The organism is Reyranella sp. (assembly GCF_017305915.1).
GTDB lineage: Bacteria > Pseudomonadota > Alphaproteobacteria > Reyranellales > Reyranellaceae > Reyranella.
In genome coordinates this window covers 33,733-59,207 of record NZ_JAFKJN010000014.1, presented here as the reverse complement: position 1 = coordinate 59,207, position 25,475 = coordinate 33,733, and the positions used below count along the sequence as shown (strand labels likewise).

The 25,475-nt window shown below is 68.0% G+C and carries 22 protein-coding genes; 8 read left to right on the top strand and 14 right to left on the bottom strand.

What is annotated here, in order from left to right:
- Positions 1 to 6 precede the first annotated feature (6 nt).
- The 6 genes from J0J01_RS12695 (at position 7) to J0J01_RS12670 (ending at position 7,025) form a co-directional block, all read left to right on the top strand.
- Positions 7 to 1,341, top strand: a complete 1,335-nt coding sequence (locus J0J01_RS12695) for an MATE family efflux transporter (protein WP_296381066.1) — start codon at positions 7 to 9, stop codon at positions 1,339 to 1,341.
- A 30-nt stretch (positions 1,342 to 1,371) separates the two neighbouring features.
- Positions 1,372 to 2,328, top strand: a complete 957-nt coding sequence (locus J0J01_RS12690) for a tripartite tricarboxylate transporter substrate binding protein (protein ID WP_296381065.1) — start codon at positions 1,372 to 1,374, stop codon at positions 2,326 to 2,328.
- The gene (locus J0J01_RS12685) at positions 2,325 to 3,578 is read left to right on the top strand and encodes a flavin-dependent oxidoreductase (protein WP_296381063.1); all 1,254 of its coding nucleotides are present in this window, start codon (positions 2,325 to 2,327) and stop codon (positions 3,576 to 3,578) included. The genes J0J01_RS12690 and J0J01_RS12685 overlap by 4 nt, the downstream gene beginning before the upstream one ends.
- A gap of 194 nt (positions 3,579 to 3,772) precedes the next feature.
- A complete protein-coding gene (locus J0J01_RS12680) occupies positions 3,773 to 4,951 on the top strand; it encodes an acyl-CoA dehydrogenase family protein (protein ID WP_296381062.1) in 1,179 nt (392 codons plus the stop codon).
- 4 nt (positions 4,952 to 4,955) lie between these two features.
- The gene (locus tag J0J01_RS12675; RefSeq protein ID WP_296381061.1) at positions 4,956 to 5,957 is read left to right on the top strand and encodes a TIGR03619 family F420-dependent LLM class oxidoreductase; all 1,002 of its coding nucleotides are present in this window, start codon (positions 4,956 to 4,958) and stop codon (positions 5,955 to 5,957) included.
- Positions 5,958 to 6,152: 195 nt separating this feature from the next.
- Positions 6,153 to 7,025: a FadR/GntR family transcriptional regulator gene (locus tag J0J01_RS12670; protein ID WP_296381060.1), complete on the top strand. Its 873-nt coding sequence runs from the start codon at positions 6,153 to 6,155 to the stop codon at positions 7,023 to 7,025.
- Here J0J01_RS12670 and J0J01_RS12665 read toward each other — a convergent pair.
- A complete protein-coding gene (locus J0J01_RS12665) occupies positions 6,946 to 8,613 on the bottom strand; it encodes an AMP-binding protein (protein WP_296381059.1) in 1,668 nt (555 codons plus the stop codon). The genes J0J01_RS12670 and J0J01_RS12665 overlap by 80 nt on opposite strands.
- Positions 8,614 to 8,620: 7 nt before the next feature.
- Entirely contained in the window at positions 8,621 to 9,607 is a 987-nt protein-coding gene (locus J0J01_RS12660) for a tripartite tricarboxylate transporter substrate binding protein (RefSeq protein ID WP_296381057.1), read from the bottom strand.
- A 167-nt stretch (positions 9,608 to 9,774) separates the two neighbouring features.
- On the opposite strand from J0J01_RS12660, the gene J0J01_RS12655 reads away from it, so the two are divergent.
- A complete protein-coding gene (locus tag J0J01_RS12655; RefSeq protein ID WP_296381055.1) occupies positions 9,775 to 10,599 on the top strand; it encodes an alpha/beta hydrolase in 825 nt (274 codons plus the stop codon).
- Positions 10,565 to 11,431, top strand: a complete 867-nt coding sequence (locus tag J0J01_RS12650; protein WP_296381053.1) for a TauD/TfdA family dioxygenase — start codon at positions 10,565 to 10,567, stop codon at positions 11,429 to 11,431. Before J0J01_RS12655 ends, J0J01_RS12650 begins: the two co-directional genes overlap by 35 nt.
- 362 nt (positions 11,432 to 11,793) lie before the next feature.
- Here the strand turns inward: J0J01_RS12650 and J0J01_RS12645 are convergent, their stop codons facing one another.
- The 12 genes from J0J01_RS12645 to J0J01_RS12590 all read right to left on the bottom strand — a co-directional run bounded on the left by J0J01_RS12645 (position 11,794) and on the right by J0J01_RS12590 (position 25,465).
- Positions 11,794 to 12,747, bottom strand: a complete 954-nt coding sequence (locus tag J0J01_RS12645; protein WP_296381052.1) for an oligopeptide/dipeptide ABC transporter ATP-binding protein — start codon at positions 12,745 to 12,747, stop codon at positions 11,794 to 11,796.
- Positions 12,744 to 13,700, bottom strand: a complete 957-nt coding sequence (locus J0J01_RS12640) for an ABC transporter ATP-binding protein (RefSeq protein ID WP_296381050.1) — start codon at positions 13,698 to 13,700, stop codon at positions 12,744 to 12,746. The genes J0J01_RS12645 and J0J01_RS12640 overlap by 4 nt, the downstream gene beginning before the upstream one ends.
- 25 nt (positions 13,701 to 13,725) lie before the next feature.
- Positions 13,726 to 14,610 (bottom strand): ABC transporter permease, encoded by an 885-nt coding sequence (locus J0J01_RS12635; RefSeq protein ID WP_296381049.1) that lies wholly within the window; start codon positions 14,608 to 14,610, stop codon positions 13,726 to 13,728.
- The gene (locus J0J01_RS12630) at positions 14,597 to 15,547 is read right to left on the bottom strand and encodes an ABC transporter permease (protein ID WP_296381047.1); all 951 of its coding nucleotides are present in this window, start codon (positions 15,545 to 15,547) and stop codon (positions 14,597 to 14,599) included. The genes J0J01_RS12635 and J0J01_RS12630 overlap by 14 nt, the downstream gene beginning before the upstream one ends.
- Positions 15,548 to 15,674: 127 nt before the next feature.
- Entirely contained in the window at positions 15,675 to 17,198 is a 1,524-nt protein-coding gene (locus J0J01_RS12625; RefSeq protein WP_296381046.1) for an ABC transporter substrate-binding protein, read from the bottom strand.
- 28 nt (positions 17,199 to 17,226) lie between these two features.
- Positions 17,227 to 18,219, bottom strand: a complete 993-nt coding sequence (locus J0J01_RS12620; protein WP_296381045.1) for an oligopeptide/dipeptide ABC transporter ATP-binding protein — start codon at positions 18,217 to 18,219, stop codon at positions 17,227 to 17,229.
- Positions 18,200 to 19,183: an ABC transporter ATP-binding protein gene (locus J0J01_RS12615; protein WP_296381043.1), complete on the bottom strand. Its 984-nt coding sequence runs from the start codon at positions 19,181 to 19,183 to the stop codon at positions 18,200 to 18,202. The genes J0J01_RS12620 and J0J01_RS12615 overlap by 20 nt, the downstream gene beginning before the upstream one ends.
- Before the next feature lie 124 nt (positions 19,184 to 19,307).
- Positions 19,308 to 20,996, bottom strand: a complete 1,689-nt coding sequence (locus J0J01_RS12610; RefSeq protein WP_296381041.1) for an ABC transporter substrate-binding protein — start codon at positions 20,994 to 20,996, stop codon at positions 19,308 to 19,310.
- Between the two features lie 17 nt (positions 20,997 to 21,013).
- Positions 21,014 to 21,919, bottom strand: a complete 906-nt coding sequence (locus J0J01_RS12605) for an ABC transporter permease (protein WP_296381039.1) — start codon at positions 21,917 to 21,919, stop codon at positions 21,014 to 21,016.
- Entirely contained in the window at positions 21,919 to 22,875 is a 957-nt protein-coding gene (locus J0J01_RS12600; RefSeq protein WP_296381037.1) for an ABC transporter permease, read from the bottom strand. The genes J0J01_RS12605 and J0J01_RS12600 overlap by 1 nt, the downstream gene beginning before the upstream one ends.
- A 1-nt stretch (position 22,876) precedes the next feature.
- Positions 22,877 to 23,596 (bottom strand): GntR family transcriptional regulator, encoded by a 720-nt coding sequence (locus J0J01_RS12595; RefSeq protein WP_296381035.1) that lies wholly within the window; start codon positions 23,594 to 23,596, stop codon positions 22,877 to 22,879.
- A 96-nt stretch (positions 23,597 to 23,692) separates the two neighbouring features.
- Positions 23,693 to 25,465 (bottom strand): AMP-binding protein, encoded by a 1,773-nt coding sequence (locus J0J01_RS12590; protein ID WP_296381032.1) that lies wholly within the window; start codon positions 25,463 to 25,465, stop codon positions 23,693 to 23,695.
- Positions 25,466 to 25,475: the final 10 nt, after the last annotated feature.

The following is a 25,475-nucleotide window of genomic DNA, read 5'->3' as shown; positions in this document are numbered from 1 at the left end:
GCCGTCATGTCGGATTGGCGGGGCGAAGCCCTGCATCTTGCGCGGTCGGGCGGCACGCTCGCCGTCAACCAGCTCCTCCAGCTCGCCGTACCCTTCATCACGACGGCCATGACCGGCCGGCTCGGTGTCGAGGCCCTGGCCGCAGGCAGCATCGTCGGCAGCATCGGGCTGCTGCTGTTCATCACTTCCCTCGGCGCGATGCAGGGCCTGATCCCGCCGCTCAGCGGCAGCCTCGGTGCCGGCGACCATCACGTGGCGGCGCGCACCATCCGAGGCGGCCTGCTGATCGCGGTCGCGATGGGGCTCGCGGCGACGGCGATCATGGCCGGCGTTCCCCGGGGCCTCGCGGCCGCCGGCCTCGACCCGGCGCTGGTGACGGGGGCCGGCTGCTACATCGACGGCTTGCTGCCCGGATACCTGCCGAGCATCGTGCTGATCGCCTTCCGCTTCTTCCTGATCGCGGCGAACGACCTCAGATGGCTGAACGCGATCGTCATCGCGACCACGGCGTTCAATGCGGCGCTCAACCTGGGGCTCGCGGGCGGGCGGTTCGGCCTCGACGGCATGACGGCGATCGGCCTCACCGTCGCGCTGACCCAGTGGCTGGGCCTCGGCCTCCTGCTGCTGGCGACGGCGCGCTCCAAGCGCCTGCCGAAGGATGTACGGGACCGGCGCGCCGGCTTCGCGCTGCGCGATGCGCTGCGGCTCGGGATTCCGGTCGGTGCGGTGTTCTTCACCGAAGCCCTGCTGTTCACCGGCTCGAACGTGCTGATGGGCTATGTCGGGCCGGTCGAAACCGCCGCGCACGGCATCGTCCTGCTGTGGCTCAACGTCGCCCTCATGGTTCCGGTCGGCCTCTCGCAGGCGGCGATGGCGCGCGTCGCCTCGCTGCTCGGCCAGCGCGACCGGGACGCGATGCGACAGGCGGTGCGCGTTGCGCTCGTGGCGGGCGCCACGGCCTCGACGATCGTCGGTATCCTGCTCGCCGCCGGTTCCGACAGCCTCGTTCACCTCACCCTGTGGTCGCGCTCGGCCGCCAGCGAGGACGTCGTCGCGGTGGCCCGCGACTTCTTCCGCTTCTGCGCCGTCACCCAGCTCCTGTCGGGCCTGGTCATCGTCATGGCGAGCATCCTGCGCGGCCTGCGCGACGCCAACGCGGTGCTGTGGCTGGTCATGCTCGGCTACTGGGGCGTCGGGCTGGGCAGCGCCGTGCTGCTCGCCTTCGTCCTCGGCCTCGGCGGGCGCGGCATCTGGATCGGGATCACGCTGGCCTTCGCCTTTGCGGTCACGCTCCTGGCACTGCGATTCCGCCGCGCACTTTACGGGGGTGCACCCCGCTGATTGAATGCGGCCGCCCTCATGGACAAACCAATGCTCAGACGCTCGTTCCTGCCGTTCGCTGCCGCCGCACTCGCGGCACCCGCTGCTTTCGCCTGGCCCGACCAGCCGGTGCGCATCGTCGTGCCGTTCACGCCGGGCACCGGACCCGACATCATCGCCCGCTTCGTGTCGGAGAAGCTGTCGCCCAAGATCGGCCAGCCGGTGATCGTCGACAATGTCGCCGGCGCCTCGGGCAATATCGGCAGCCAGCAGGTGGTGCGCGCCAAGCCGGACGGGCTGACCTTGATGTCCTCGGTCAACACGCTGGTCATGAACGCCAGCCTGTTCAAGAACCTGCCCTACGACCCGGTGACCGACTTCGCGCCGATCGGCCTCACGGCCTGGGGCTCGCTCGTCCTGGTCGCCAATCCGAGCCAGCAGCCCAGTACGCTGGCCGAGCTGGTCACCGCAGCCAAGGCCAACCCGAAGAAGCTGACCTACGGCAGTCCCGGCGTCGGCACGCCGCATCACCTCTCGATGGCGCTGGTCGAGCAGGCCGCCGGCATCGAGCTGCTGCACGTGCCCTACAAGGGCACGGCCGGCGCCGTGCAGGACCTGCTGGGCGGCCAGATCGGCTACATGTTCCTGCCGGTTCATGTCTCGGCCCAGCACATCCGCGCCGGCAAGCTGAAAGCGATCGCCGCCGGCAGCCCCAAGCGCCTGCCGCAACTGCCCGAGGTGCCGACGCTGATCGAGGCCGGCCTTGTCGGCGCCGACGTCGACATGTGGTACGGCCTGTTCGCGCCCAAGGGCACGCCGGCGGAGATCGTCGAGCGGCTCAACAAGGAGGTCGCCGCCATCCTCGGCAGCCCCGAAGCCAGGGCGGTGTTCGAGGCGCAGGGCCTGGTGCCCACCAGCTCCGCCCCGAGCGCGCTGGGCGACATCGTGGTCAAGGACAGGAAGCGCTGGGCCGACGTCGTCGCCAGCCGCGGGATCCAGCCGGAGTGAGCCCCTCTTCCTCTCCCGATGTGCTGATCGTCGGCGGCGGCATCGGCGGCTTGACCCTGGCGCTGAGCTGCCACCAGGCCGGCATCTCCACCCAGGTGTTCGAGGCGGCGCCGGAGATCCATCCGCTGGGCGTCGGCATCAACCTCCTGCCGCACGGCATGCGCGAGCTGAGCGAACTCGGCCTCGCCGACAGGCTCGCCGCCAAAGCGATCGAGACTCGCACGCTCTCCTACTACAGCCGCTACGGCCAACCCATCATCAGCGACCTGCGCGGCCGCTATGCCGGCTACGACTGGCCGCAGCTCTCGATCCATAGGGCCGACCTCCACAAAGTCCTGCTCGATACCGTGCGCGAGCGGCTGGGCAGCGACGCCGTGCGGCTCGGCCACAAGGTCACGCGCCTCGACCAGAATGCCGGCCGCGTGACGCTGCATTTCGACAACGGCCACTTCACCCACGGCGCGCTGGCGATCGGCTGCGACGGCATCCATTCGGCGGTGCGCCGCCAGCTCTTCCCCGACGAGGGCCCGCCCAAGTATTCGGGCGTCAACATGTGGCGCGGCGCGGTGCGGTGGCCCGCCTTCCTGGGCGGCGACACCATGCTGTCGTCGGGCTGGATGACGGTCGGCAAGACCGTGATCTACCCGATCCGCCCCGGCACGCCGGAGACCGGCGGCAAGCCGCTGATCAACTGGGTGGCCGAGCTGGAGCGGCCGGACGCCGTGCGCCAGGACTGGACCGGCCGCGGGCGGCTTTCGGACATGATGCCGGCCTTCGCGAACCTCAAGTTCGACTTCCTCGACATCACCGGCATGATCGAGGCGACCGAGGAGATCCTCGAATACCCGATGGTCGACCGCGACCCGCTCGACCGCTGGAGCTTCGGCCGCATCACCCTGCTGGGCGACGCCGCCCACCCGATGTATCCCCGCGGCTCCAACGGCGCGGGCCAGGCGATCGTCGATGCCCGCTTCCTGACCGGCTGCATCAGGAAGCTCGGCGCCACGGCGGCGGCGCTCACCGCCTACGAGGCGGTGCGCGGTCCCGCCACGGCGAAAGTCGTGCTGACCAATCGCAGCGATCCGCCCGACGCCATCCTGCGCGAGGTCTGGACTCGCTCGGGCGGCAAGCCGTTCGCCCGCATCGAGGACGTGGTGCCGACCGCCGAGCTCGAAGGCATCCTCGACCGCTACAAGAAGGTGGCGGGCTTCGACCGCGAGACCCTGCGCAACCGGCCGAGCTTCGTCTGAAAAACGGGGATGCCGCCCAAAACGGAAGAAACGGTCGAAAACCGCCGAAAACGGCGCTCGCGTGCCGGCCGATGAGATTCCCGAAATCAAATGTAAGTTTACGTACATCGATTATTAGTATACCGCAACACGAGAGAACCGGCAAGGCGCCAGCTCTGCACTCTTGCAGGGCCGGCGCGTGCTAGCGTCGGACCATGGACATCAACTTCGCCCCTCCCAAAGAACTCGTCGAGCTCGCCGAGAAGACCAAGGCCTTCGTCGTCGACAAGGTCATCCCCTACGAGAAGGACCCGCGCTGGACGGCGCACGGCCCGACCGACGCGCTGCGCATCGAATTGAACGCGCTCGCCAAGGCCGCCGGCGTGTTCGCGCCGCACGTGCCCCAGGAATATGGCGGCCGGGCCTTGAGCCAGATCGGCCGGGCGCTGGTGTTCGAGGCGGCGGGCTATTCGATCCTGGGGCCGACGGCGATCCATTGCGCCTCGCCGGACGAGGGCAACATCCATCTGCTCGACGTCGTGGCGCGGCCCGACCAGCGCGACCATTTCCTGAAGCCGCTGGCCGAAGGCAAGCTGCGCTCCTGCTTCTGCATGACCGAGCCCGGCGGCGCCGGCTCCGATCCCGGCCTGCTCAAGACCACGGCGCGCCAGGACGGCAACGAATGGGTGATCTCCGGCCGCAAGTGGCTGATCACCGGCGCCGACAATGCCGGCTGGGCGATCATCATGGCCAAGATGGAGGGCGGGCCGATGCACGGCCACGCGACGCTGTTCCTGGCCGACCTGCCCAACCCCAGGATCAGGATCGAGCGCACCCTCGACACCATCGATTCCTCCTTCACCGGCGGCCACGCGGTGATGTCGTTCGACGAGCTGCGCCTGCCGGCCGACGCCGTGCTGGGCGAGATCGGCAAGGGCTTCCGTTACGCCCAGGTGCGGCTGGCGCCGGCGCGGCTCAGCCATTGCATGCGCTGGCTGGGCTCGGCCAACCGGGCGCAGGACATCGCGACGGACTATGCCCGCACGCGCGAGGCCTTCGGCAAGAAGCTCGGCGAGCACGAGGGCGTCAGCTTCATGCTGGCCGACAACATGATGGACATTCACCAGGCGCGGCTGTCGATCTGGCACACCGCCTGGCTGCTCGACCAGGGCAACCGTGCCTCCAACGAAAGCTCGATGAGCAAGGTGATCTGCTCCGAGGCGATCGCCCGCGTCGCCGACCGTTCGCTGCAGATCCTGGGCGGCATGGGCATCACCCGCGACACCGTGGTCGAGCGCATCTTCCGCGACACCCGCGCCTTCCGCATCTACGACGGCCCGTCCGAGGTCCATCGCTGGGCGCTGGGCGCGCGCATCGTCGGAGGCAAGATGTAACCCCATGAGCAATTCCGGCCTCCCCGTCGAGGATCGCCTGCGGATCGGCATTCAAACCATCCATCGTCGCAGCGAGCCGGCGGCCGGCGCCTGGCTGCCGACGATCGACGAGATGTGCACGCTGGTCGAGCTGGTCGATCGCAGCGGTTACGACTCGCTGTGGGTCGGCGACCATATCTCCTTTCACATCTCCATATTCGATCCGCTGCTGCAGCTCGCCCAGGCTGCGGTGATCAGCCGGCGGCTGGTCTTCGGCACGGGTGTCTACCTCGTGCCGCTGCGCCATCCCACGCCGGTGGCCAAGCAGGTTTCGACCCTCGATCACCTGACGGAGGGCAGGTTCATCTTCGGGGTCGGCGTGGGCGGTGAATTCCACAAGGAGTTCGAAGCCTGTGGTGTCCCGGTCGCCGAACGCGGCGCACGGCTGGATGAAAGCCTTACGGTGATGCGCAAGCTGTGGAGCGGGACGCCGGCCACCCATGACGGCCGCTTCTTCAAGTTCGAGGGCGTGACGATGCAGCCGCCGCCGCGCCAGGCGGGCGGTCCCCCGATCTGGTGCGGCGGCCGCTCGGACGCCGCTCTCCGCCGCATCGGCCGCATGACCGACGGTTGGATGTCGTACGTCATCACGCCGGAGATGTTTCGCCAGGGGCTGGAGAAGATCGCCGCCGCCGCCGCGGCGGCCGGTCGGGTCTTCGACCGAGACTTCGGGACGGCCCATCTGCTGTTCACGCGCATTGATGACACCTACGAAAAGGCGCTCGATGCCGCGACCGTTACCCTCAGCCAGCGCTATGGGATGGACTTCCGCAAGGCTGCCGAGCGCTATTGCGCGCTCGGCCCGCCGCAACGCGTCGCGGAAAGCATCGTGCGTTTCCACGACGCGGGGGTCCGCCACGTCATTCTCGATTTCGTCGGACCGTACGAAGAGCGCGACCGTCAGATCGAGCGCTTCGCTTCGGAAGCGCTGCCGCTGCTGGCCGGGCTGCGCGCCGCCGCGGGCTGATCGCCGCCAAATGCCGGTGCGGATTGCCCGACCAACCGGCGTAAGGCCGGGAGACGGCGCTTCGCGCAGCCCTCGGACACCGTCGTCGATCTTCCGAAAGTGGGGCTTGCGACTTCCAGGGCAGCCGTACTCTATGGAGAGTGTCTGACCGGCCGTACTTCAAGGCGCTTGGTTCAGAGGTCTGCGAGTGGAACGATGAACCCACGGAAATCGACCCATGTCCCCGCGCCGCCGTCGGACACGCTTGCCGGGCAGTACGGCATCGAGCCGATCAGCGCCCAGCGCATCTACCAGGAGGTGGCCAGCCGGCTGCGCCGCTCGATCTCCGAAGGCCGGCTGCGGCCCGGCGACAAGCTGCCGCCCGAGCGTAGCCTCGCGGCGATGTTCGGCGTCAGCCGGAACACGGTGCGCGACGCCCTGCGCGCGCTCGAGCTGAGCGGCCTGATCGAGCTCAAGCTCGGCGCGACGGGCGGCGCCTTCGTGCTGCCGGGCAGCTCGAACGCCGTGGTCAACGGCATGCGCGATCTCTACTTCCTCGGCGCCATCACGCCCGATCATCTCAGCGAGGCGCGGCTCGCGCTCAGCGCCGAGGTCATCCGGCTCGCCTGCAAGCGCCTCACCGCGGAGGACCTCGCGCTCCTCGAGGCGAACGTCGCGCGGGCGGCGGACATGCACAGGGCCGGGAACTTCGAGGAGCGCACCAAGTACCACCAGGCCTTCCACGTCCTGCTGGCCAAGACCACGCGCAATCCGATCCTGATCGCCGCCACAGAAGGCGTCATGGAAGTGACGCGCCAGTTCGTGAAGGCGATCGGTCCGACCGACGACCAGAACTACACGCTGCCGTCCCGCCGGCGCCTGCTGGCCCATCTGCGCCACCGCGACGTCGAGAAGGCGGTCGAGGAGATGGCCCGGACGCTGTCGCGGCTGCACCAGAGCTACATGATCAAAGCGCGCGCCGTGCCGCCGGGACAGAAGCTGGCGACCGTTACCGCGCCAGCACCAGGCCCGACGCCTCGCGATCCCAGACCGAGGACAGGTCGCGCTCGAAGTCGGCCCGCAGCCTGAACTTCTCGACCTTCTGGCTGACCGTCGTCGGCAGTGCGTCGCGGAACTGGATGTAACGCGGCACCATGAAGTAGGCCATGTTGCCCTGGCAGTGCTCGATCAGCTCCTTCTCGCCGATCGTCATGTCCGGCCGGCGGACGACCACGACGCCCACTTCCTCGTCGTTCTGCGGGGTCGCCACGGGAAAGGCCGCGACGGTGGCGACGGCCGGATGGAGGGCGATCAGCTGCTCGACCTCGAAGGCGGAGATGTTCTCGCCGCGCCGGCGGATGCAATCCTTCTTGCGGTCGACGAACCAGAAGTAGCCGTCCGCATCGCGCATGCCGCGATCGCCGGTGTGGAACCACTGATTGCGATTTGCGGCCAGGGTGGCTTCCGGCATCTTGTAGTAGCCGTTGGTAGCCCGCCACGGATCCTCGCATTGCGCCACGATCTCGCCGATCTCGCCGTCCGGCCGCTCGAAATCGTCGTCGTCGACGATCTTCACCCGCCAGCCGGGACGCGGCCGGCCGATCGACCCGAGCTTCTCCCGGGGATCGTGCTGGGTGAACGACGTCACCATGCCGAAGTCGGACAGGCCGTAATTGTTCATCGCCCGCAGCCCGAAGCGCTTCTCGAACTCAGCGGCGTATTTCGGCGTCGGCGCCATGCTGACCAGGCGAAGGTCGTTCTCGGCATCCCGCGGCGACGGCGGCTGGCTCCACAGGAAGCTCGACATGGCGCCCAGGAAGTTGGTGATGGTCGCATGATGGTCGCGAATCTCGCCGAGGAATCGCGTGACCGAGAAGCGGCGCGACAGGACCGCAGAGGCACCGCAGACCAGCGCGGCGCCGGTCGCGGCCAGCAGCCCGTTGTTGTGAAACAGCGGCAGGCAGACATAAAAGATGTCCGACTCGCGATAGCCCTGCACCTCGGCGGCGTCGGTGCCGTAGCTGAGGGCCGCGGCGTGCGACAGCATGCTGCCCTTGGACGGGCCGGTGGTGCCCGACGTGTAGGCGAGCATCAGCAGGTCCGAGCATCTGACGTGCTGGCCGCGCGGCGCGTCGCTCGCCGCGGCGACCGCCGGCTCGAAGTGGCTGACCGCATAGGCCGCGCAGCTCGCGAGCGACGTCGACGCGCGGTCCGGCGAGGGAACGAGCATGACGCTCCGGATGTTCGGCAGTTGCGGCAGCACCTCCCGCAGGCGATCGGCCAGCACGTCCTCGACGATGACGGCTTCGCAGTCGGATTGCGCCAGGTAGTAGCGCAGCAGCTCGCCCCGGGCGGCGGTGTTCACCGGGACCGCGACCGCCCCCAGCTTGCCGATGCCGAAATAGACCGCGAGGTGCTCGGCCGAGTTGCCCATGAAGATGCCGGCGTGGCGGCCCTTGGCGATTCCCATGCCGGCCAGCGCGTCGGCGACCTTGTTCGTCCAGGCATCGAAGGTGCGATAGGTGAAGGTTCGCCTGGTGGCGATCTCGGTCAGGAAGACCTTGTCGCCGCGCTCCTTCACCTGGCGCCGCAGCACCTTGGGAAAGGTGAGATCGCGCAGCGCATAAGTATCGCGCTCGACGGCGTTGCGATGGACCTGGGCCTTGATCTGCGTCATGGCGCGCTCAGTTGGACGTGATGTTGTTGCGTTCGATGATGGCGAGCCACTGGCGGTTATGCCGCTCCAGCAAGCTGGCGAACGCCTCGGGCGTGCTACCGGTCGGGCGGATGCCTGCCTTGTCCATGGCCTCGCGGTACGACGGATCGTCGACGGCGCGCACCAGCGCCGCGGAAAGCCTGTCGACGATCGACCGCGGCGTGCCGGCCGGCGCCAGGAGCCCGAAGAAGATCTCGAAGGTCAGCTCGGGCACGCCGGCCTCCTTGACCGTGGGGGTTTCCGGCACGGCCGGATCGCGCGTCGGCGTCGTCACCGCGAGCCCCTTCACCTTGCCGGACCTCATCAGCGACGAGGAGGTCGACGTCGCCCCCATCATCATGTCGACCTGGTCGGCCGCGATCGCGTTCATGCCGTCGATCTCGCCTTTGTAGGGCACATGCAGCATGTCGATGCCGGCGGCGGCCTTGAACACCTCGACCATAAGGTGGGTGGCACTTCCGGTGCCGGCGGACGCGAAGGTGAGCCTGCCGGGCTGCGCCTTGGCGAGCGCGATCAGCTCGGCCACGCTGGAGGCGGGCAGGCCGGGCCGGACCACCATGACCCACGACGAGATCGCCGCGAGACCGATCGGCGCGAAGGCCTTCAGCGGATCGTAGGGCGGGTTCCTCATCAGGTGCGGCGCCACGGACATCGGGCTGTTGCCGCCCCATCCCAGCGTGTAGCCGTCGGGCGCAGCGGTGGCGACGCTCGCCATCCCGATCATGCCGCTCGCCCCGGCGCGGTTCATCACCACGAACGGCTGGCCGAGCTCCTTGGACAGAAGCTGGGCGATGACCCGGGCCGACAGGTCGGTCGCACCGCCCGCCGTGAACGGAACGACAATGGTGACCGGCTTGCCGGGATAGTCCTGCGCCGACGCGCCGTGGGCCGGAAGCAGGCCGGAAACGATCAGGCCGAGCAGTCCGGCGAGCCGGCGGCGATTAAAGCGGGTCATGGAATGCGCTTCTTCTCTGGTCTTTATTGGTCCATCCATTAAACAATTAGACGGATCGCCTGCGCAAGCCCCGCGGCGGATCCCAACAAGGACCGCATCGTGATCGGTCGAGTTCAAAATGAACGCGGTACTCGAATAAGCTGGTCCTGGTCGTTCGGGAGATTTCGATGCCCTTTTGTCAAAATGGCGACGTTCGTATTCGCTATGAGGAGATCGGCTCCGGCTTCCCGCTGCTGGTCACCCCCGGCAGCGGCTTGAACTCGCGCGTCAGCAACTGGCCGACCGCCGTCATCAATGCGATGGAAGAGTTCAAGCACGACTTCCGCTGCATCACCATGGACCAGCGCAATGCCAATGGCGGCGATTCCGCCGGTCCGGTGCCGGTCGAGAACGCGTGGGACGCGTTCGCCGACGACCAGCTTGGCCTGATGGACCATCTCGGGATCGGCGAATTCTTCTACATGGGCTACTGCATCGGCGGCTGCTTCGCCAGCAAGCTGCTGCAGCGCGCGCCTCAACGCGTCGTTGCCGCCGTGTTCTGCCAGACCGTAGGCCACAGGCCCGAAGACCCGGACGTCATGGTTCGACACAGCCGGCAGAATTGGCTCGCGGATTTCCGCGCACGACGACCCGAGGTGTCGGCCGAGACGATCGAGAAATACCTCCACAGCCTGTGGCGCGTGCAGCCCGATTTCCTCTACAGCGTGCCGCGCGAGTTCATCGGCAACTGCCGGACGCCGATCCTGGTCCTGCCGGACGACACGCCGTCGCATCCGCTGCCGACATCGATCGACGTCGCGTCGCTGGCGCCCAATGCCGAGATCACGGTGTTCCCGTGGCGCGAACCGCCGGAACTCAAGGCACGCACGATCGACCGCGTGCGCACGTTCCTCAAGTCGCACATTCCGATGTGCAGCGCAGTGCAGCGCAGTAGCGCATCACGGAGATTCACTCGCCATGTCCCAGCTCCGATACGAAAAGCTGCATCCTGAGTTCGGCGCCAGCCTCCGCGGCATCGATCTTGGCAAGCCGCTCACGCCTGACGTGATCCAGGCGATCGACGCAGCGATCGATCGGTATTCGTTCGTCTGCTTCCCCGATCAGTCGATGGATGACGACCGCCAGCTCGCCCTCACGCGCCAATTCGGCAACCCCGAGCCGAGCCACACCAGTGTCGGCAAGATCGAGTATTTCGGCACCATCGGCAACGTCCAGAAGGACGGCACGGTGCTGGGCAGCTCGCACAAGAAGACCATCTTCCTCACCGGCAACAACATGTGGCACTCGGATGCTTCGTTCAAACCGGTGCCGGCGTTCCTCTCGATCATGTGCGCCTACGAAACGCCGGCCGAGGGCGGCACGACGATGTTCGTCTCGCTGCGCGCCGCCTACGATCGCCTCTCGCCTGAGCGCAAGGCCGAGCTCCATCCCCTGATCGCGATCCACGATTATGTCTATTCGCGCTCGAAGGTCGCCCCCGATGCCGTATCGCCCGAGTTGGCGGCCTCGCTGCCGCCCGTGCGCCAGCGGCTCGTCCGGACCAATCCGGCGACCGGTGCCAGGAACCTGTTCCTCGGCTCCCACGTCCGGGAGATCGAGGGCATGAGTCGGGCCGCCGGCCGCGTCCTGATCGACCAACTGACCGAAGCAGCGATCCAGCCCGAACACATCTACGTCCACGCCTGGCAACCGGGCGACGTCGTCCTCTGGGACAACCGCTGCCTCCTCCACGCCGGAAGCGGCTACGACGCCGACCGTCACCGCCGCTACATGCGCCAGACCCGCGTCAGCGGAACGTGCTCGACGTTGGAGGAGGTTGGTTAGTTGGCTGCATCGCCGAGCGCTCGTGGCGGCCGGAGCAACAACAACCCCGTGCTCTAACATCTAGTTGTGAGCTTGATCCCGGGCGGCGCCCACGCGCCTTCCATCACCGATACGCATCCTCCGGCTCCCTTCCTTGCGCGTTCGGGCTCGTCGCCCAAGCAACCGTTCGGGTTCAGGAAGACACCGGGCCTGTTCCTCGCTCCGTCTCAGAATGCCAACTGCGGGGTCAACGGACTCAGGCCTGGCGGCGGAACGCCATTTAGATCGCCTTCCGCTCCGCCATTCTGCCGGAGATCCAACACACAAGGAGTCATAAGCCCCAGTGACCCCCTCCCCATATGAATGGGGAAGGTTCCGATGCGCTAGTTCGTCAGCGGGTGATGGCAGGCCACGAACTGGCCGGCGTTTATCTCACGCAGCTTCGGGACCTCGGACGCACATCGTGCGTCGGCGCGCGGGCAGCGGGTGCGGAAGCGGCAGCCGGAGGGCGGGTCGAGCGGCGACGGCGGTTCGCCGACCACGAGGTTGGCCGCGGGCCGCACCGTCGGGTCGGGCACCGGGATCGCTTCCAGCAGCAGCGCCGTGTAGGGGTGCGCGGGCCGGCGGAAGAGCTGCTCGGAGGGCGCCACCTCGCAGAGCTTGCCGAGATACATCACGGCGATGCGGTCGCTCACCGCCTTCACCACCGCGAGGTCGTGGGCGATGAACAGCAGGGTGAGGCCGTAGCGCCGCTTCATGTCCTCGAGCAGGTTGAGGATCTGGGCGCGGATCGAGACGTCGAGCGCCGACACCGGCTCGTCGCAGATCACGAATTGCGGCTCGAGGATCAGCGCCCGGGCGATGCTGATGCGCTGGCATTGGCCGCCCGAGAATTCGTGCGGCAGCCGGCCGGTCACCAGGTCGGCGTCGAGGCCGACCGCGGTCAGCACCTCGCGCACCCGGGCAGCCCGCTCGGCCTTGTCCTTGATGCCGGCGATGATCAGCGGCTCGGCGACGATGTCGCCGACGCACCGTCTGGGATTGAGCGAGGCGATCGGGTCCTGGAAGATCAACTGCAGACGGCGGCGCATCCGGCGCATCGCCTCGCCGTCGATCCCGGTGAGCTCGGTGCCGTCGAAGGTGACCTTGCCCGCCGTCGGCCGGCGCAACTGCAGCACGGCGCGGCCGAGCGTGGACTTGCCGCAGCCCGATTCGCCCACCAGCCCCAAGGTCTCGCCGCGGCCGACCTGCAGGCTGACACCGCTCACCGCCGACAGGGTCTTGCCGCCGATCGCGTACTCGACGGTGAGGTTCTCGATCGAAAGCAGCGCGGTCATAGGGGATGCCAGCAGGCGTAGAGGGCGCCGGCGCGCTCGGGATCGGCGAGCGGCGGCTTGGCGCCCTGGCACCGGTCGTCGGCATAGCGGCAGCGCGGGGCGAAGGAGCAGCCGGGCAAGGGCCGCGTCGGATCGGGCGGCCGGCCGGCGATCGCCGGCAGGGTGGTGTGCGGCGGCGCATCGAGCTTGGGGATCGCGGCCAGCAGCGCCTCGGTATAGGGCATGCGCATATGGGCGAAGAGCTGCGGCGTCGGCGCGCGCTCGACGACGCGGCCGGCATACATCACGGCGACCTCGTCGGTGCGGCCGGCGACGACGCCGAGATCGTGGGTGATGATGATCATCGCCATGTGCCGGCGCCTCTGCTCGCGCGCCAGCAGGTCGAGGATCTGCGCCTGCACCGTGACGTCGAGCGCCGTGGTCGGCTCGTCGGCTATGAGAAGTTTGGGCTCGCAGGATAAAGCGATGGCGATCGCCACGCGCTGGCGCATGCCGCCGGAGAGCTGGTGCGGATACTGGCGCAGCCGCTGCTCGGGCGCCGGGATGCCGACCTCGGCCAGCAGCTCGGCGCCGCGTTTGGCTGCGGCGGCCGAGTCGAGGCCGAGATGGGCCTGCATGGTCTCGACGAGCTGCGTGCCGATGGTGAGCACCGGATTGAGCGAGGTCATCGGGTCCTGGAAGACCACGGCGAGCTCGGGCCCGCGCAGTCGGCGCAGCGCCTCGGGCTGGAGCGCGGCGAGGTCGCGGCCGTTGAACATCACGCGGCCATCGAGCTTCGCGCGCTTGGGCAGGAGCTGCAGGATGGCGCGCGACAGCATGGTCTTGCCGCAGCCCGATTCGCCGACGACGCCCAGGGTGCGGCCGGGCGCCAGGCTGAGATCGACCGCATCGACCGCCTTGAGCGGCCCGCGCGGCGTCGGCAGCACGACCGACACGGCTTCGACGGACAGCAACGCTGTATCCACTACAATGCCACCATCACAAAGCTCCGGGCCTCGGATCGGTCAGCGCCCGCAGGGTGTCGCCGATCACGTTGAAGGCGAGCACGGTCAGGAACATGAAGATCGCCGGCAGGAAGGCGAGCCACGGCGCGATGTCGAGGCTCTCGCGGCCCTCGCCGATCATGCTGCCCCAGGACGGCGCCGGCGGCGGCACGCCGAGGCCGAGGAAGGAGAGCGCGCCCTCGACCACGATGGTCACGGCGACGCCCAGCAGGAAGAAGGCGACCAGCGGCAGCGCGACGTTGGGCAGGAGCTCGCGCAGCAGGATGCGGCTGTGGGTGGCGCCGAGCGCCCGCGCCGCGGTCACGAACTCGCGCTCGCTCAGCGACAGCGTCACGGCGCGCGCCACGCGGGTGAAGGCCGGGATGCCGAGGATGCCGATCACCAGGGTGATGTTGAGGATCGACTGGCCGAGATAGGCGGTGACGGCGAGCGCGAACACCAGCGGCGGGAAGGCCAGCAGCACGTCGACGCCGCCGGTGACGATGGTCTCGAAGCGGCCGCGGAAGTAACCCGCCAGCATGCCGAGCGCGCCGCCGACCGTGACGCCGATCACCGGCGCCAGCAGGCCGACGGTGAGCGAGATGCGGCCGCCATAGATCAGCCGCGAGAACACGTCGCGGCCGAGCACGTCGTTGCCCAGCCAGTGCTCGGCGCTGGGCAGCGCGCGCTTGCCCAGCATGTCCATCTCGGTGGGGCTCGGGATCGGCAGCAGGCCGGCGAAGATCGCGCCCAATCCCACCAGCGCGATCCAGATCACCGAGGCGACGAACAGCCCGCCGAGGCGCCGCTGCCGGCGCACCGGCGTCACAGCCGAAGTGTCGACGCCGACGTCGAGCGCGGCCACCTCACGCACGGCCATGGCGAATCCTGGGATCGAGGACGGCGTAGAGCATGTCGACGACGAAGTTCACCATCACGAAGCCGACGGCGACGAACAGCACGGCGCCCTGCAGGATGATGAAATCGCGGGCGTAGATCGCGCCGACCAGCAGCCGGCCGATGCCCGGCAGGGCGAAGATCACCTCGACGATCAGCGCGCCGCCGATCAGGCGGCCGATGTTGATGCCGGTCACCGTCACCAGGGTGAGCGACGAGGGCTTCAGCGCATGCACCAGCAGGATGCGGGCCGGCCGCAGCCCCTTGGCCTTGGCCATGGCGATATAGTCTTCCTGCAGGGTGGCGATCATGTCGGAGCGCAGCACCCGCATCAGCACCGGCCATTCGGCGATCGCCAGCGTCAGCGCCGGCAGCACGAAGCTGCGCAGGTTGGCGATCGGGTCCTCGGCGAACGGGATCCAGCCGGTGGCCGGCAGCAGGTTGAGCGACACCGCGAACAGGTAGATCAGCAGGATCGCCACCATGAACGGCGGCAGCGACAGCTTGCCGAAGGCCAAGCCCGTCAGGAAGCGGTCGGTGGCGCTGCCGCTCTTGACCGCGCACAGGATGGCGAGCGGGATGGCGATCAGCAGCGCCGTCACCTCGGCCATCACCATCAGCTCGAGCGAGACCGGCAGGCGGTCGGCGACGGCGGCGAGCACGGTCTCGCCGGTGCGGAAGGAGCGGCCGAGGTCGCCGTGCAGGACGTCCCACAGCCACAGCAGGTAGCGCTGCCAGATCGGCAGATCGAGGCCCATCTGGGCGCGCAGCGCCTCGACCTTCTCCGGCGTCGCCTGGTCGCCCAGCAGGGTGATGGCGAGATCGCCCGGCAGCAGCGAGGCGATCAGGAAGGTGAGCAGCGTGACGGCGAGCAGGACCGGCAGCAGATAGAGCAGCCGCCGGCCGATGAACTTGGCCATGCGATCACCTCACCCTGAGGAGCCGCGCGTCGCGCGGCGTCTCGAAGGGTGGATACACCGGTGATGTGGCCCATCCTTCGAGATGCGCCCTGCGGGCGCTCCTCAGGATGAGGTGGTGCGCCATCAACTACTCCAGCCAGGCGTGCGAGACGTCGATCACGCCGCCGTAGAGCTTCGGCACGCCCTTCACCTTGGCCTTGGCCATCGCGTAGTAGGTGTTCTGGAAGGTGAAGAACCACGTGGCGTTCTGGTTGATGAGGCGGCTGGCCTCGCAATAGGCTTCGGTGCGCTTGGCCTCGTCGGCCGTCATGCGCGCGGCTTCGAGCGCCTTGTCGAGATCGGCATTGGTGAAGCTCGCCAGGTTGAGCGGGCTCTTGCTGTAGAAGTTGGCGAACATCTGCACGTCGGGATCGGGGAAGTCGACGATGCGCCACGGCGTGACGTCGAACTTGCGCTGGAAGGCGCGCGCCGGGATCGTCGCCTGGTCGACCTGCTCGATCTCCATCTCGGCGCCGACGTTCTTCCAGAGCTGCTGCAGCACCTGGCCGTTGGCGCGGCCGCGCGGCGTCGCGGTGAACAGCATCTTGAACTTGACCGGCTTGCCGTACTCCTTGATCAGCGCCGCGGCCTTCTTCGGGTCCTCCGGCAGCGCGCCGTCGTCCTTGCACTTGACCCACGAGCCGTCGCCGTAGGGGTTGCTGGCCGGACGGGAGAGGCCGTTGGTGATCGCCATCGACATCTTCTTGCGGTCGAGCGCCATCACCAGCGCCTGGCGCACGCGCACGTCGTCGAACGGCTCGACCTTGGTGTTGAAGAGGCTCACCGCCGCGCCAGAGCCGGCATAGGTCAGGACCTGCAGGGCCGGGTCCTTCCTGGCGCGCTCGATGTTGTCGGCCTCGAACTCGTCGGCCCACAGCAGGTCGGTCTCGCCCGACTTGAGGCTGGCGAAGCGCGACTGCGAATCGGGCAGCGGCCGCAGCACGACGCGGTCGAGGGAGATCTTGTCCTTGTCCCAGTAGGTGGGATTGCGCTCGACCACCATGCGGTCGCCGGCGGTCCACGACTTCAGCACGAACGGGCCGGTGCCGACCAGGTTGCGGTTGTAGTCGTCGCCCTTGGCCTGGATCGCCGACGGCGAATGGATGGTACTGTTCTGGTCGGGCCGGCTCAGCAGCACTGGGAAGTTCACCGCCGGGTCCTTGAGCTTGTAGACGACCGTCAGGTCGTCCGGCGCCTCAACGGCCAGCGTGCCGGCGATATAGAAAGCGCAGCGGCAGTTGTTCTTGGGATCCTTCTGGCGGTCGAAGTTCCACTTCACCGCCGCAGCATTGAAGGGCGTGCCGTCGTGGAACTTCACATCGGGCCTGAGCTTGAAGGTCCAGGTCTTGAAGTCGTCGGAATGCGACCAGGATGCCGCGAGGCCGGGCGCCGCCTTGCCGTTCTCGTCGAGCTTGACCAGCGTCTCCAGCAGCAGGGCGGCGGCGATATTCTGCGAGGTGTCGTAGACGCCGACCTTCAGCGGATCGAAGCCCGGGATGTCGAGCTCCAGCCCGACCGTGAGCGTGCCGCCCTTCTTCTGCGCCAGCGCCGGCGCACCGGCGAGGACCGCGGCGGAGGCCGCGAGCGCAATGGCCCTGAACATCGTCTTCATCGTCGTTCCTCCCGTTTTGGCCACTCTATCAGGAATGCAAATGACAGGCGACGGCACGGCCGTCGTCCCTCTCCCTCATCGGCGGGTCGACCGTCTTGCAGACGTCCATCGCCTTGGGGCAGCGAGTGTGAAAGCGGCAGCCGGGCGGCGGGCGGAGCGCGCTCGGGATCTCGCCGGTGATGATCTGCTGCGTGCGCCCGGCCTCGATCTCGGGATCGGCGATCGGCACCGCCGCGAGCAAGGCCTGGGTGTAGGGATGCAGCGGGTCCTTGTAGAGCTGGTCGCGCGTGGCGATCTCGACGATGCGGCCGAGATACATCACCGCGATGCGGTCGCTGATGTGGCGCACCACCGAAAGGTCATGGGCGATGAAGATGTAGGTGAGGCCGAGCCGCTCCTGCAGCTCCATGAACAGGTTCACCACCTGCGCCTGGATCGAGACGTCGAGCGCCGACACAGGTTCGTCACAGATCAGCAATGTCGGCTCGAGCGCAAGCGCACGGGCAATGCCGATGCGCTGACGCTGGCCGCCGGAGAATTCGTGCGGATAGCGCTCGGCCATGTCGGGCAGCAGGCCGACCATCTTCAGCAATTCGGCGACGCGGGCGCGGTACTTGTCCTTGTCGGTCGCAAGGCCATGCACGACCAGGGGCTCGCCGACGATGTCGGCCACCTTCATGCGCGGGTTCAGCGAGCCGTAGGGGTCCTGGTAGACCATCTGCATGCGGGCGCGGATCGGCCGCATGCGGCCGCGGTCGTAGGCAGAGATGTCCTCGCCCTCGAACTCGACCTTGCCCGACGTGATGTCGAGCATGCGCAGGATGGCGAGGCCCGTCGTCGACTTGCCGCAGCCCGACTCGCCGACCAGGCCCAGCGTCTCGCCGCGGCCGACCGAGAAGCTGATGCCGTCGACCGCCTTCACGGTGCCGACCTGCCGCTTCACCACGATCCCCTTGGTGATCGGGAAGTGGACCTTGAGGTCCGCCACGGCGAGCAGGGTCTCAGGCGGCGAGGCGTTCATGATACCAGCAGGCGGAGAAATGATGGCGCGCGCTCTCGACCAGCGGCGGCCGCTCACGATGACAGCGCTCGGTCGCATCCTTGCAGCGCAGGGCGAAGGCGCAGCCGGCGGGCAGGCTCGCGAGATCGGGCGGCTGGCCCTCGATCGGCACCAAGGGCCGGCCGGTGTCGCCGTCGAGCCGCGGCACCGAGGCCATCAGGCCGCGGGTGTAGGGATGGCGCGGGCTCTTGTAGAGCGGGCGCGCCGGCGCGGTCTCGACGATGCGGCCGCCATACATGACGGCGACGCGGTCGGCATAGCGCGCGACGACGCCGAGATCGTGGGTAATCAGGATCATCGCCGAGTTGGCCTCGCGCGTGAGCTCCTTGAGCAACGCCAGGATCTGCGCCTGAACGGTGACGTCGAGCGCCGTGGTCGGTTCGTCGGCGATGATCAATTTGGGCTGGCAGGCGAGCGCCATGGCGATCATCACGCGCTGGCGCATGCCGCCGGAATACTGGTGCGGGTAGGAGTTGAGCCGGCTCTTGCCATCGGGGATGCGCACCTTGCCGAGCAGCTCGGCCGCCTTGTCGAGCGCCTTGGACCACACCGTCTTGCGATGCAGGTTGATCGGCTCGCCGACCTGCAGGCCGACGGTCAGCGCCGGATTGAGCGAGCTCATCGGCTCCTGGAAGATCATGGCGATGCGGTCGCCGCGGATCGCGCGGATGCCGGCGTCGTCGAGCTTCAGGAGGTCCTTGCCCTCGAACAGGATCTCGCCGGATTCGATTTTGCCCGGCGGATCCGGAATGAGACGCAGAATCGACAGAGCGGTCACGCTCTTGCCTGAACCCGACTCACCCACGATCGCCAGCGTCTCGCCCGGCGCCACGTCGAACGAGACATCGTCGACCGCCCGCACCAGCCCGCGGTCGGTGCGGAAGCGCGTCGACAGGTTGCGGACGCTGAGCAGCGGCTGGGTCATGGGGTGCCTCTGTCGTCCCGAGCGTCAGCGAAGGACCTCATCGCCGCTTCAGCAGGCTTGCCGCTGGCAATCGCCATGAGATCCTTCGCTTCGCTCAGGATGACAAGAAGGCGCGCGCCGCCCATCAATGCCCCATCTTCTTCTTGAGCTCCTGGTCGACCCACAGGCGGGCGTAGATCGGGCCCGGCCGCACCGCGCCGGCACGCAGCTCGCCGTTGTAGCCCTTCACCCACGGCCACCACGCCGTATAGATGTACGGCGTCGGCAGCCAGATGTACGGCGCCTTGTCGAGGATCTCGCGCGTCATCTCCTTGATCATGACCTGGCGCTTGGCCTCGTCGCGCTCCCGGTACATGTCGGCGACCTTCTTATCGAGCGCCGGGTCGGCGTATTGCGACGGGTTCCACACCTCCTTGGTGACGAAGCTCTTGCGGATCGTCGTCGTCGGGTTGGTGTGGCCGTTGTTCATGAAGTAGCCGGGCGCCACCGTCTTGGTGGTCATCGCCGACAGGAAGGCGGCGTACTCCATTGGCTGGATCTCGAGCTTGACGCCGACCTGCTCGAGGTAGGCGGCGACCAGCGGCAGCAGGTCCATGTGGTCGGGGCTGCAGGAGCAGACCTGGACCTTGAAGCTGAAGCCCTTCGGGTACCCCGCCTCGGCCAGCAGCTTCTTCGCCTTGTCGGGATCGTAGGTGAACAGCTCCTTCACCGAGTCGGGCATCGCGTCGAGCGGCTCGAAGTAGCCGAGATAGTCGGGATGTTGCGGATAGGCGAACAGCTCGGCGTTGCCGCCGTAGTAGGCCTGCACGATCTCCTTCTTGTTGACCGCCATGTTGAGGGCGCGGCGGACGCGGATGTCGTCGAACGGCTTGGTGTCGACGCGCATCGACAGGAAGGTGCCGGACATCGACAGCCAGCGCGACCATTTGAGCTGCGGCGTGCTCTTCTTGAGGTCGTCGGCGGCGCTCCAGCGGATCGATTCCAGCATGTCGAGCTTGGCGGTGCGCAGCGCCGTCAGGAAGGTCGCCTCGTCCTTGATGGTGCGATAGGTGATCTTGTCGATGAAGGGCAGCTTGTACTCGGTGCCGCCGACCGTCTCCTTGTCCCAGTAGTCGGGGTTCTTGGTGTAGGTGTTCGAGCTGCCCTGGACGAAGTCGGTCAGCATGTACGGGCCGGTGCCGTTGACGTTCTTCCAGTTGGTGGCGCCGGCGTCGGCCACTTCCTTGGGCGTGATCGTCGAGTAGTAGCCCCAGCCGAAGCGGTAGTCCCATTCGGCGTTGTAGTATTTGAAGGTGAACACCACGGTGTGCTTGTCGGTCGCCTCGACCTTCTCGACATGGTCGAAATAGCCCGCGATCTTCTTCGGGCTGGTGCTGAGGCGGGTGTAGGCGAAGACGATGTCGTCGGCCGTCAGCTCGCGCTTCTGCATGACGCCGGGCTTCTCGGGGAACATCACGCCCTGGCGCACCTTCATGGTGACGCGCAGCGGATTCTCGTCCCACTTCCAGCTCTCGACCAGCTCGCCGCGGATCGCGTCGGACGGCAGCCAGGCGTCGGCGTAGAACGGGTGCTTGCCGCCACGCTGCTTGCTCTTGGAGAGGTCGGCGGCGAAGAGCTGCTCGTAGAACAGGCCGGTGTCGTGGTTGAGCTTCCAGTTCCAGTCGGCGGGATCGAACGACAAGGCGGACAGGGTCACATAGACCGTGCCGATCTCGAGCGAGCCGCCGTATTTCGGCTTCTCTTGCGGCGTCTCGGCAAGCGCCGGCGACGCGGCGAGCACCGCGCCCAGCAAGGCGAGCTTCAGTTTGCGCATGATTTCCCTCCCTTTTGTCATCGCGAGTCCCGCATGCGCGGATCGAGCAGGTCGCGCAGCGCGTCGCCGAACATGTTGGTGGCGTAGACCACGACGGTGAGGCAGAGGCCCGGCGCCAGCGCGAGCCACGGCCCCTGCAGCATGTAGGTGCGGCCGCTGCCCGACAGCAGCCCGCCCCAGGTCGGCGCCGGCGGCGGCACGCCGAGGCCGAGGAAAGACAGGCCCGACTCGGCCAGGATCACCGTGCCGACGCGCGTGGTGAAGAGCACGATCACCGGCGCCATGACGTTGGGCAGGATGTGGCGCCACAGCACGCGGAAGGTCGAGGCGCCGGTCGATTGCGCGGCGTGCACGTACATGTTCTCGCGCACCGAGACGACGGCGCCGCGAATGATGCGCGAGCCTGCGATGCCGAGCAGCAGGCCCAGCGTGCAGATGATCTGGACCATGCCCGGCCCGACCACCGAGACCACGACGATCAGGATGATGAGGTCGGGAAAGCTCATCCAGGCATCGACGAAGCGCTGCACGATGAGGTCGAACTTGCCGCCGAGATAGCCCGACACGATGCCGAGCACGATCGAGATGACCGTGGCGATGCCGGCAGCGCAGAAGCCGATGATCACCGAAAGCTGCGCGCCGTAGATGCAGCGCGAGAGCATGTCGCGGCCGAGATTGTCGGTGCCGAACGGCCACTTCATGGATGGCGGCTTGAGCCGGTTGAGCGGGCTGATCTGGTTGTAGCCATAGGGTGCCAGCACGTCGGCGAAGATGCCGCACAGCAGGAACAGCACGAAGATCACCGCGCATACCGCACCCAGCGGCTTCTCGCGGAACAGCCGGCCGATGAAATGCAGCAGGCCGCTCCTGGGCCGGCGCGGGGCCGCGGCGGCGGTGACGGCCGGGTCGGCGATGGTGGCCATCAGCGGTATCTCACCTTGGGATCGAGCAGGCCGTAGCTGAGATCGACGATCAGATTGATGACCATCACCGCCACGCCGACGATCAGGAACACGCCGGTAATGATCGGATAGTCGCGCTGGCTCACCGCATCGAGCAGCAGCAGGCCCATGCCGGGAATGACGAAGATCTGCTCCATGATCAGCGCGCCGCCGATCAGCAGCGGTGCCTGCAGGCCGATCAGCGTCACCACCGGGATGAGGGCGTTGCGCAAGGCATGGCGCATCACCACCAGGTCCTCGCCGAGGCCCTTGGCCCAGGCAGTGCGGATGAAATCCTGGCGCAGCACCTCGAGCATCATGGTGCGCGTGAGACGCATGGTGAGCGCCGACAGGCCGAAGCCCAGGATGATCGCGGGCGTGATCATCTGGCCGAGGTTGCCGAGCGGATCGGCGGCGAACGACACGAACCGCATCGGCGGTGACCAGCCCCACCAGATCGACGGGAACACCATCACCATGGTGCCGATCCAGAACGACGGCACGGCGAGCATGAGGATCGAGAAGGAGCGCGCCAGGTAATCGCCGCCGGTGTCCTGGCGCACCGCCGAATAGACGCCGATCGGGATGGCGATCAGCAGGCCGAACACCAGCGCCATCAGGCCGAGCTCGAAGGTGATCGGCAGACGGGCGAGAAGCTGCTCGCCGACCGGCGTGTTCTGCCACAGCGAGCGGCCGAAATCGCCGTGCACCAGGATGCCGCCGATCCACTTGAAGTACTGGATCCACATCGGCGTATCGAAGCCCAGCGCCTTCTCGAGCTGCTCGCGGCCCATCTTGGCGGCGGCGATGTCGTTCTGGCTGAGCATCAGGTCGATGACGTCGCCCGGGATCATGCGCACGGTGACGAAGACGATGACGCTCGCGAAGAACAGCGTCGGGATCAGCGCCAGCAGGCGGCGGATGATATAGGCCTGCATCTCACTCGGCCGCCGCCGACAGGGCGCGCCGGCTGGCCATGGCGGGGATCATGTGGTCGCGCGAGGCCTCGAGCAGCGCCCGCGCGATGCGCTCGGCCTCGGCGGCGTCGCCTGCCTCGATCGCCTTCAACAGATCGCTCCAGAAGCGCGCCGACTGCCGGCGGCGGGCCTGCGTCTTGAAATCGAGCGGCGTGTCGCGCCAGGCCATGCGCCACAGCGCGCGGCTGGTCATCTCCTCCAGCATCTTCAAGAGCGGCCGATTGGCCGCGAAGCGCGCGATCAGGTGCTGGCTGTCGCCGGCGATGGTGGCGTGCTCGCTCGGACTGATCTCCATGGTCTCGGCCGAGTGCCGAAGCCGCGCGACCTGCGACGCGAGCTGCTCGATCAGCTCGGCCGGCGCGCCCCGCTCGGCGGCCTGGCGCGCAGCCAGCCCGAACAGGACGGCGCGGGTGCTGAACAGGCCGGCGAGATCGGCCGGATCGAACACCCGGACGCGGGCGCCGTGGCGCGGCACGATCTCGACGAAGCCACGGCGCTCGAGCAGGCGGAAGGCCTCGCGGACCGGCCCGCGGCTCACGGTGTAGGTCTCGGCGAATTCCTCTTCTTTCAGGCGGCTGCCCGGCGGCAGCTCGCCATTCATGATGCGATGGCCGAGATGGTCGGCAATCTGCTGCGGCAGCGTGAGCGCGCAAATAGGTCCCTGAGTGGCCGGTTGGTCCACTTGCTTTCCTCCCGATGGGCGCTCTTGTCGGCGCTTCACCTTGGGTGAATTAGCGAGCCAGACCTGAAAACTGTCAACAAAAAACAAACGCCTTTGTCAGGCGATCACGTCTTGATCGGTCGGCTCGGCATAGAGCCGCTCCACATCCGAGGCGCGCCGCTCGATCACGCGGCGCGTGTTGATCGAGCGCTTGTCGGTGATCTCGCCCATCGCCGCATTCGGCGGCTCGGCGAGCGGCAGCAGGCGCCGGATGCGCGTGCTCGAGCCGCCGGGACGATTGTTGAAGCTCGCCAGCAGCCGCTCGAGCGCAGGCCGCCACGCGCGCTCGCCGCCGGCCTCGCGGCAGGCCGTCTCGTCGAGCCAGACCAGCGCGCCGAGCCACGGCTTGTCGGGTGCCGCGATCACCAGGTCGCGCACATAGGGCTGCAGCGCGTCGATCAGCCGCGTGCGCAAGGTCGTGGCGCGCACCCAGGTGCCGGACGCCAGCTTGAACTCCTCCGACAGGCGGCCGGCGAAGGCGACGCCCGCTTCGGGCTTGCTTTCGTCGACCCAGCGCGCGGCGTCGCCGGTCTTGAAGAAGCCTTCCTCGTCGAACGCCGCGGCGGTCGCTTCGGGATCGCGCCAGTAGCCCGGCATGATGTTGGGGCCTTTGACGCGCAGCTCATAGCGGTCGCCGGCCGGCACCAGCTTGGCCAGCATGCCGGGCTGCGGCAAGCCGAGCAGGCCGGCGCGCTCGACGTTCCAGTAGACCATCAGGCCGGTGCTGGTGGTCTCGGTCATGCCCCAGCCGCAGCCGAACGGCAGCCGCTCGCCGAGCTGCTCGGTCGCGATGCCCTCCAGGCGATCGAAGCTCTCCTGCGGCAGCAGCGCGCCGCCATAGCCCAGGCCGCGCAGGTTCTTGAAGAACCTGGCCCGCAGATCGGCATCGCGCTCCAGCGCCTCGAGCAGCATCGGGTAGGCCGCGGGCACCGTGCTGAAGCCCGAGGGCGAGAGCTCGCGCAGGTTCTCCAGCGTCTCCTGGAAGCGCCCCGGCACCGGCCGGCCGCCGTCGATATAGAGAGAGCCCGCCACCCGGACGAGGCTGTTGAGGTTCGAGTTGCCGCCCCAGGTGTGATGCCAGGGCAACCAGTCGAGCGACAGGGCGATGCGCTGGTCGTCGAGCGGCTCGCCGACCATGCGGATCATCTCCGCCGCCGAGGCGAGATTGCCGTGCGTGTTGAGCACGCCCTTGGCCAGGCCGGTCGACCCCGAGGTGAACAGGATCTTGGCCGGCGTGTCGGCCGTGATGTGCGTGCGCCGCTCGGCCACCGCGGCATCGATCGACGAGGAGACGAGCGCGCCGAACGGCAGGCCTCGCTTGCCGTCGACGGTGACGAGGCGCGCGTCGATGCGGTCGAGCGCCTTGCCATACGCGACCGAGTCCTGCGCAAAGACCAGCGCCGGCTGCACCAGCCCGAGCGCGTGATCGAGCCGCGTGAAATCGCCCGATAGCGAATAGTTGGGGGAGATCGGCGCCACCAGCAGGCCCGCGCGCATCGCGCCGAACAGGAACAGCGCGTTCTCCAGGCTGTTGTCGGACAGGATCGCGGCCGGGGCCGAGTCGGGCCCGTAGCCTTGCGCGATCAGCCACGACGCGACCGCGCCGGTCTTCGCCCAGGCCTCGGCATAGGTGAGGCGCTGCCAGGCGCGATCCGGCCCGCGCCGCTCGGCGAGAAAGGGCACGTGCGGCCGCCGCTCGGCAGCCCGCTGCAGCCAGTCGGTCATCAGCGGCAGCCCGTCCGGCAACGCGCGGCCGGCCGAGAGCACGAGCACGCCATCGGCCCGCCGCTCGATACAGACCGTCGGCTTGGGCCGGTTGAGCGAACGCATGGGGGCCCGG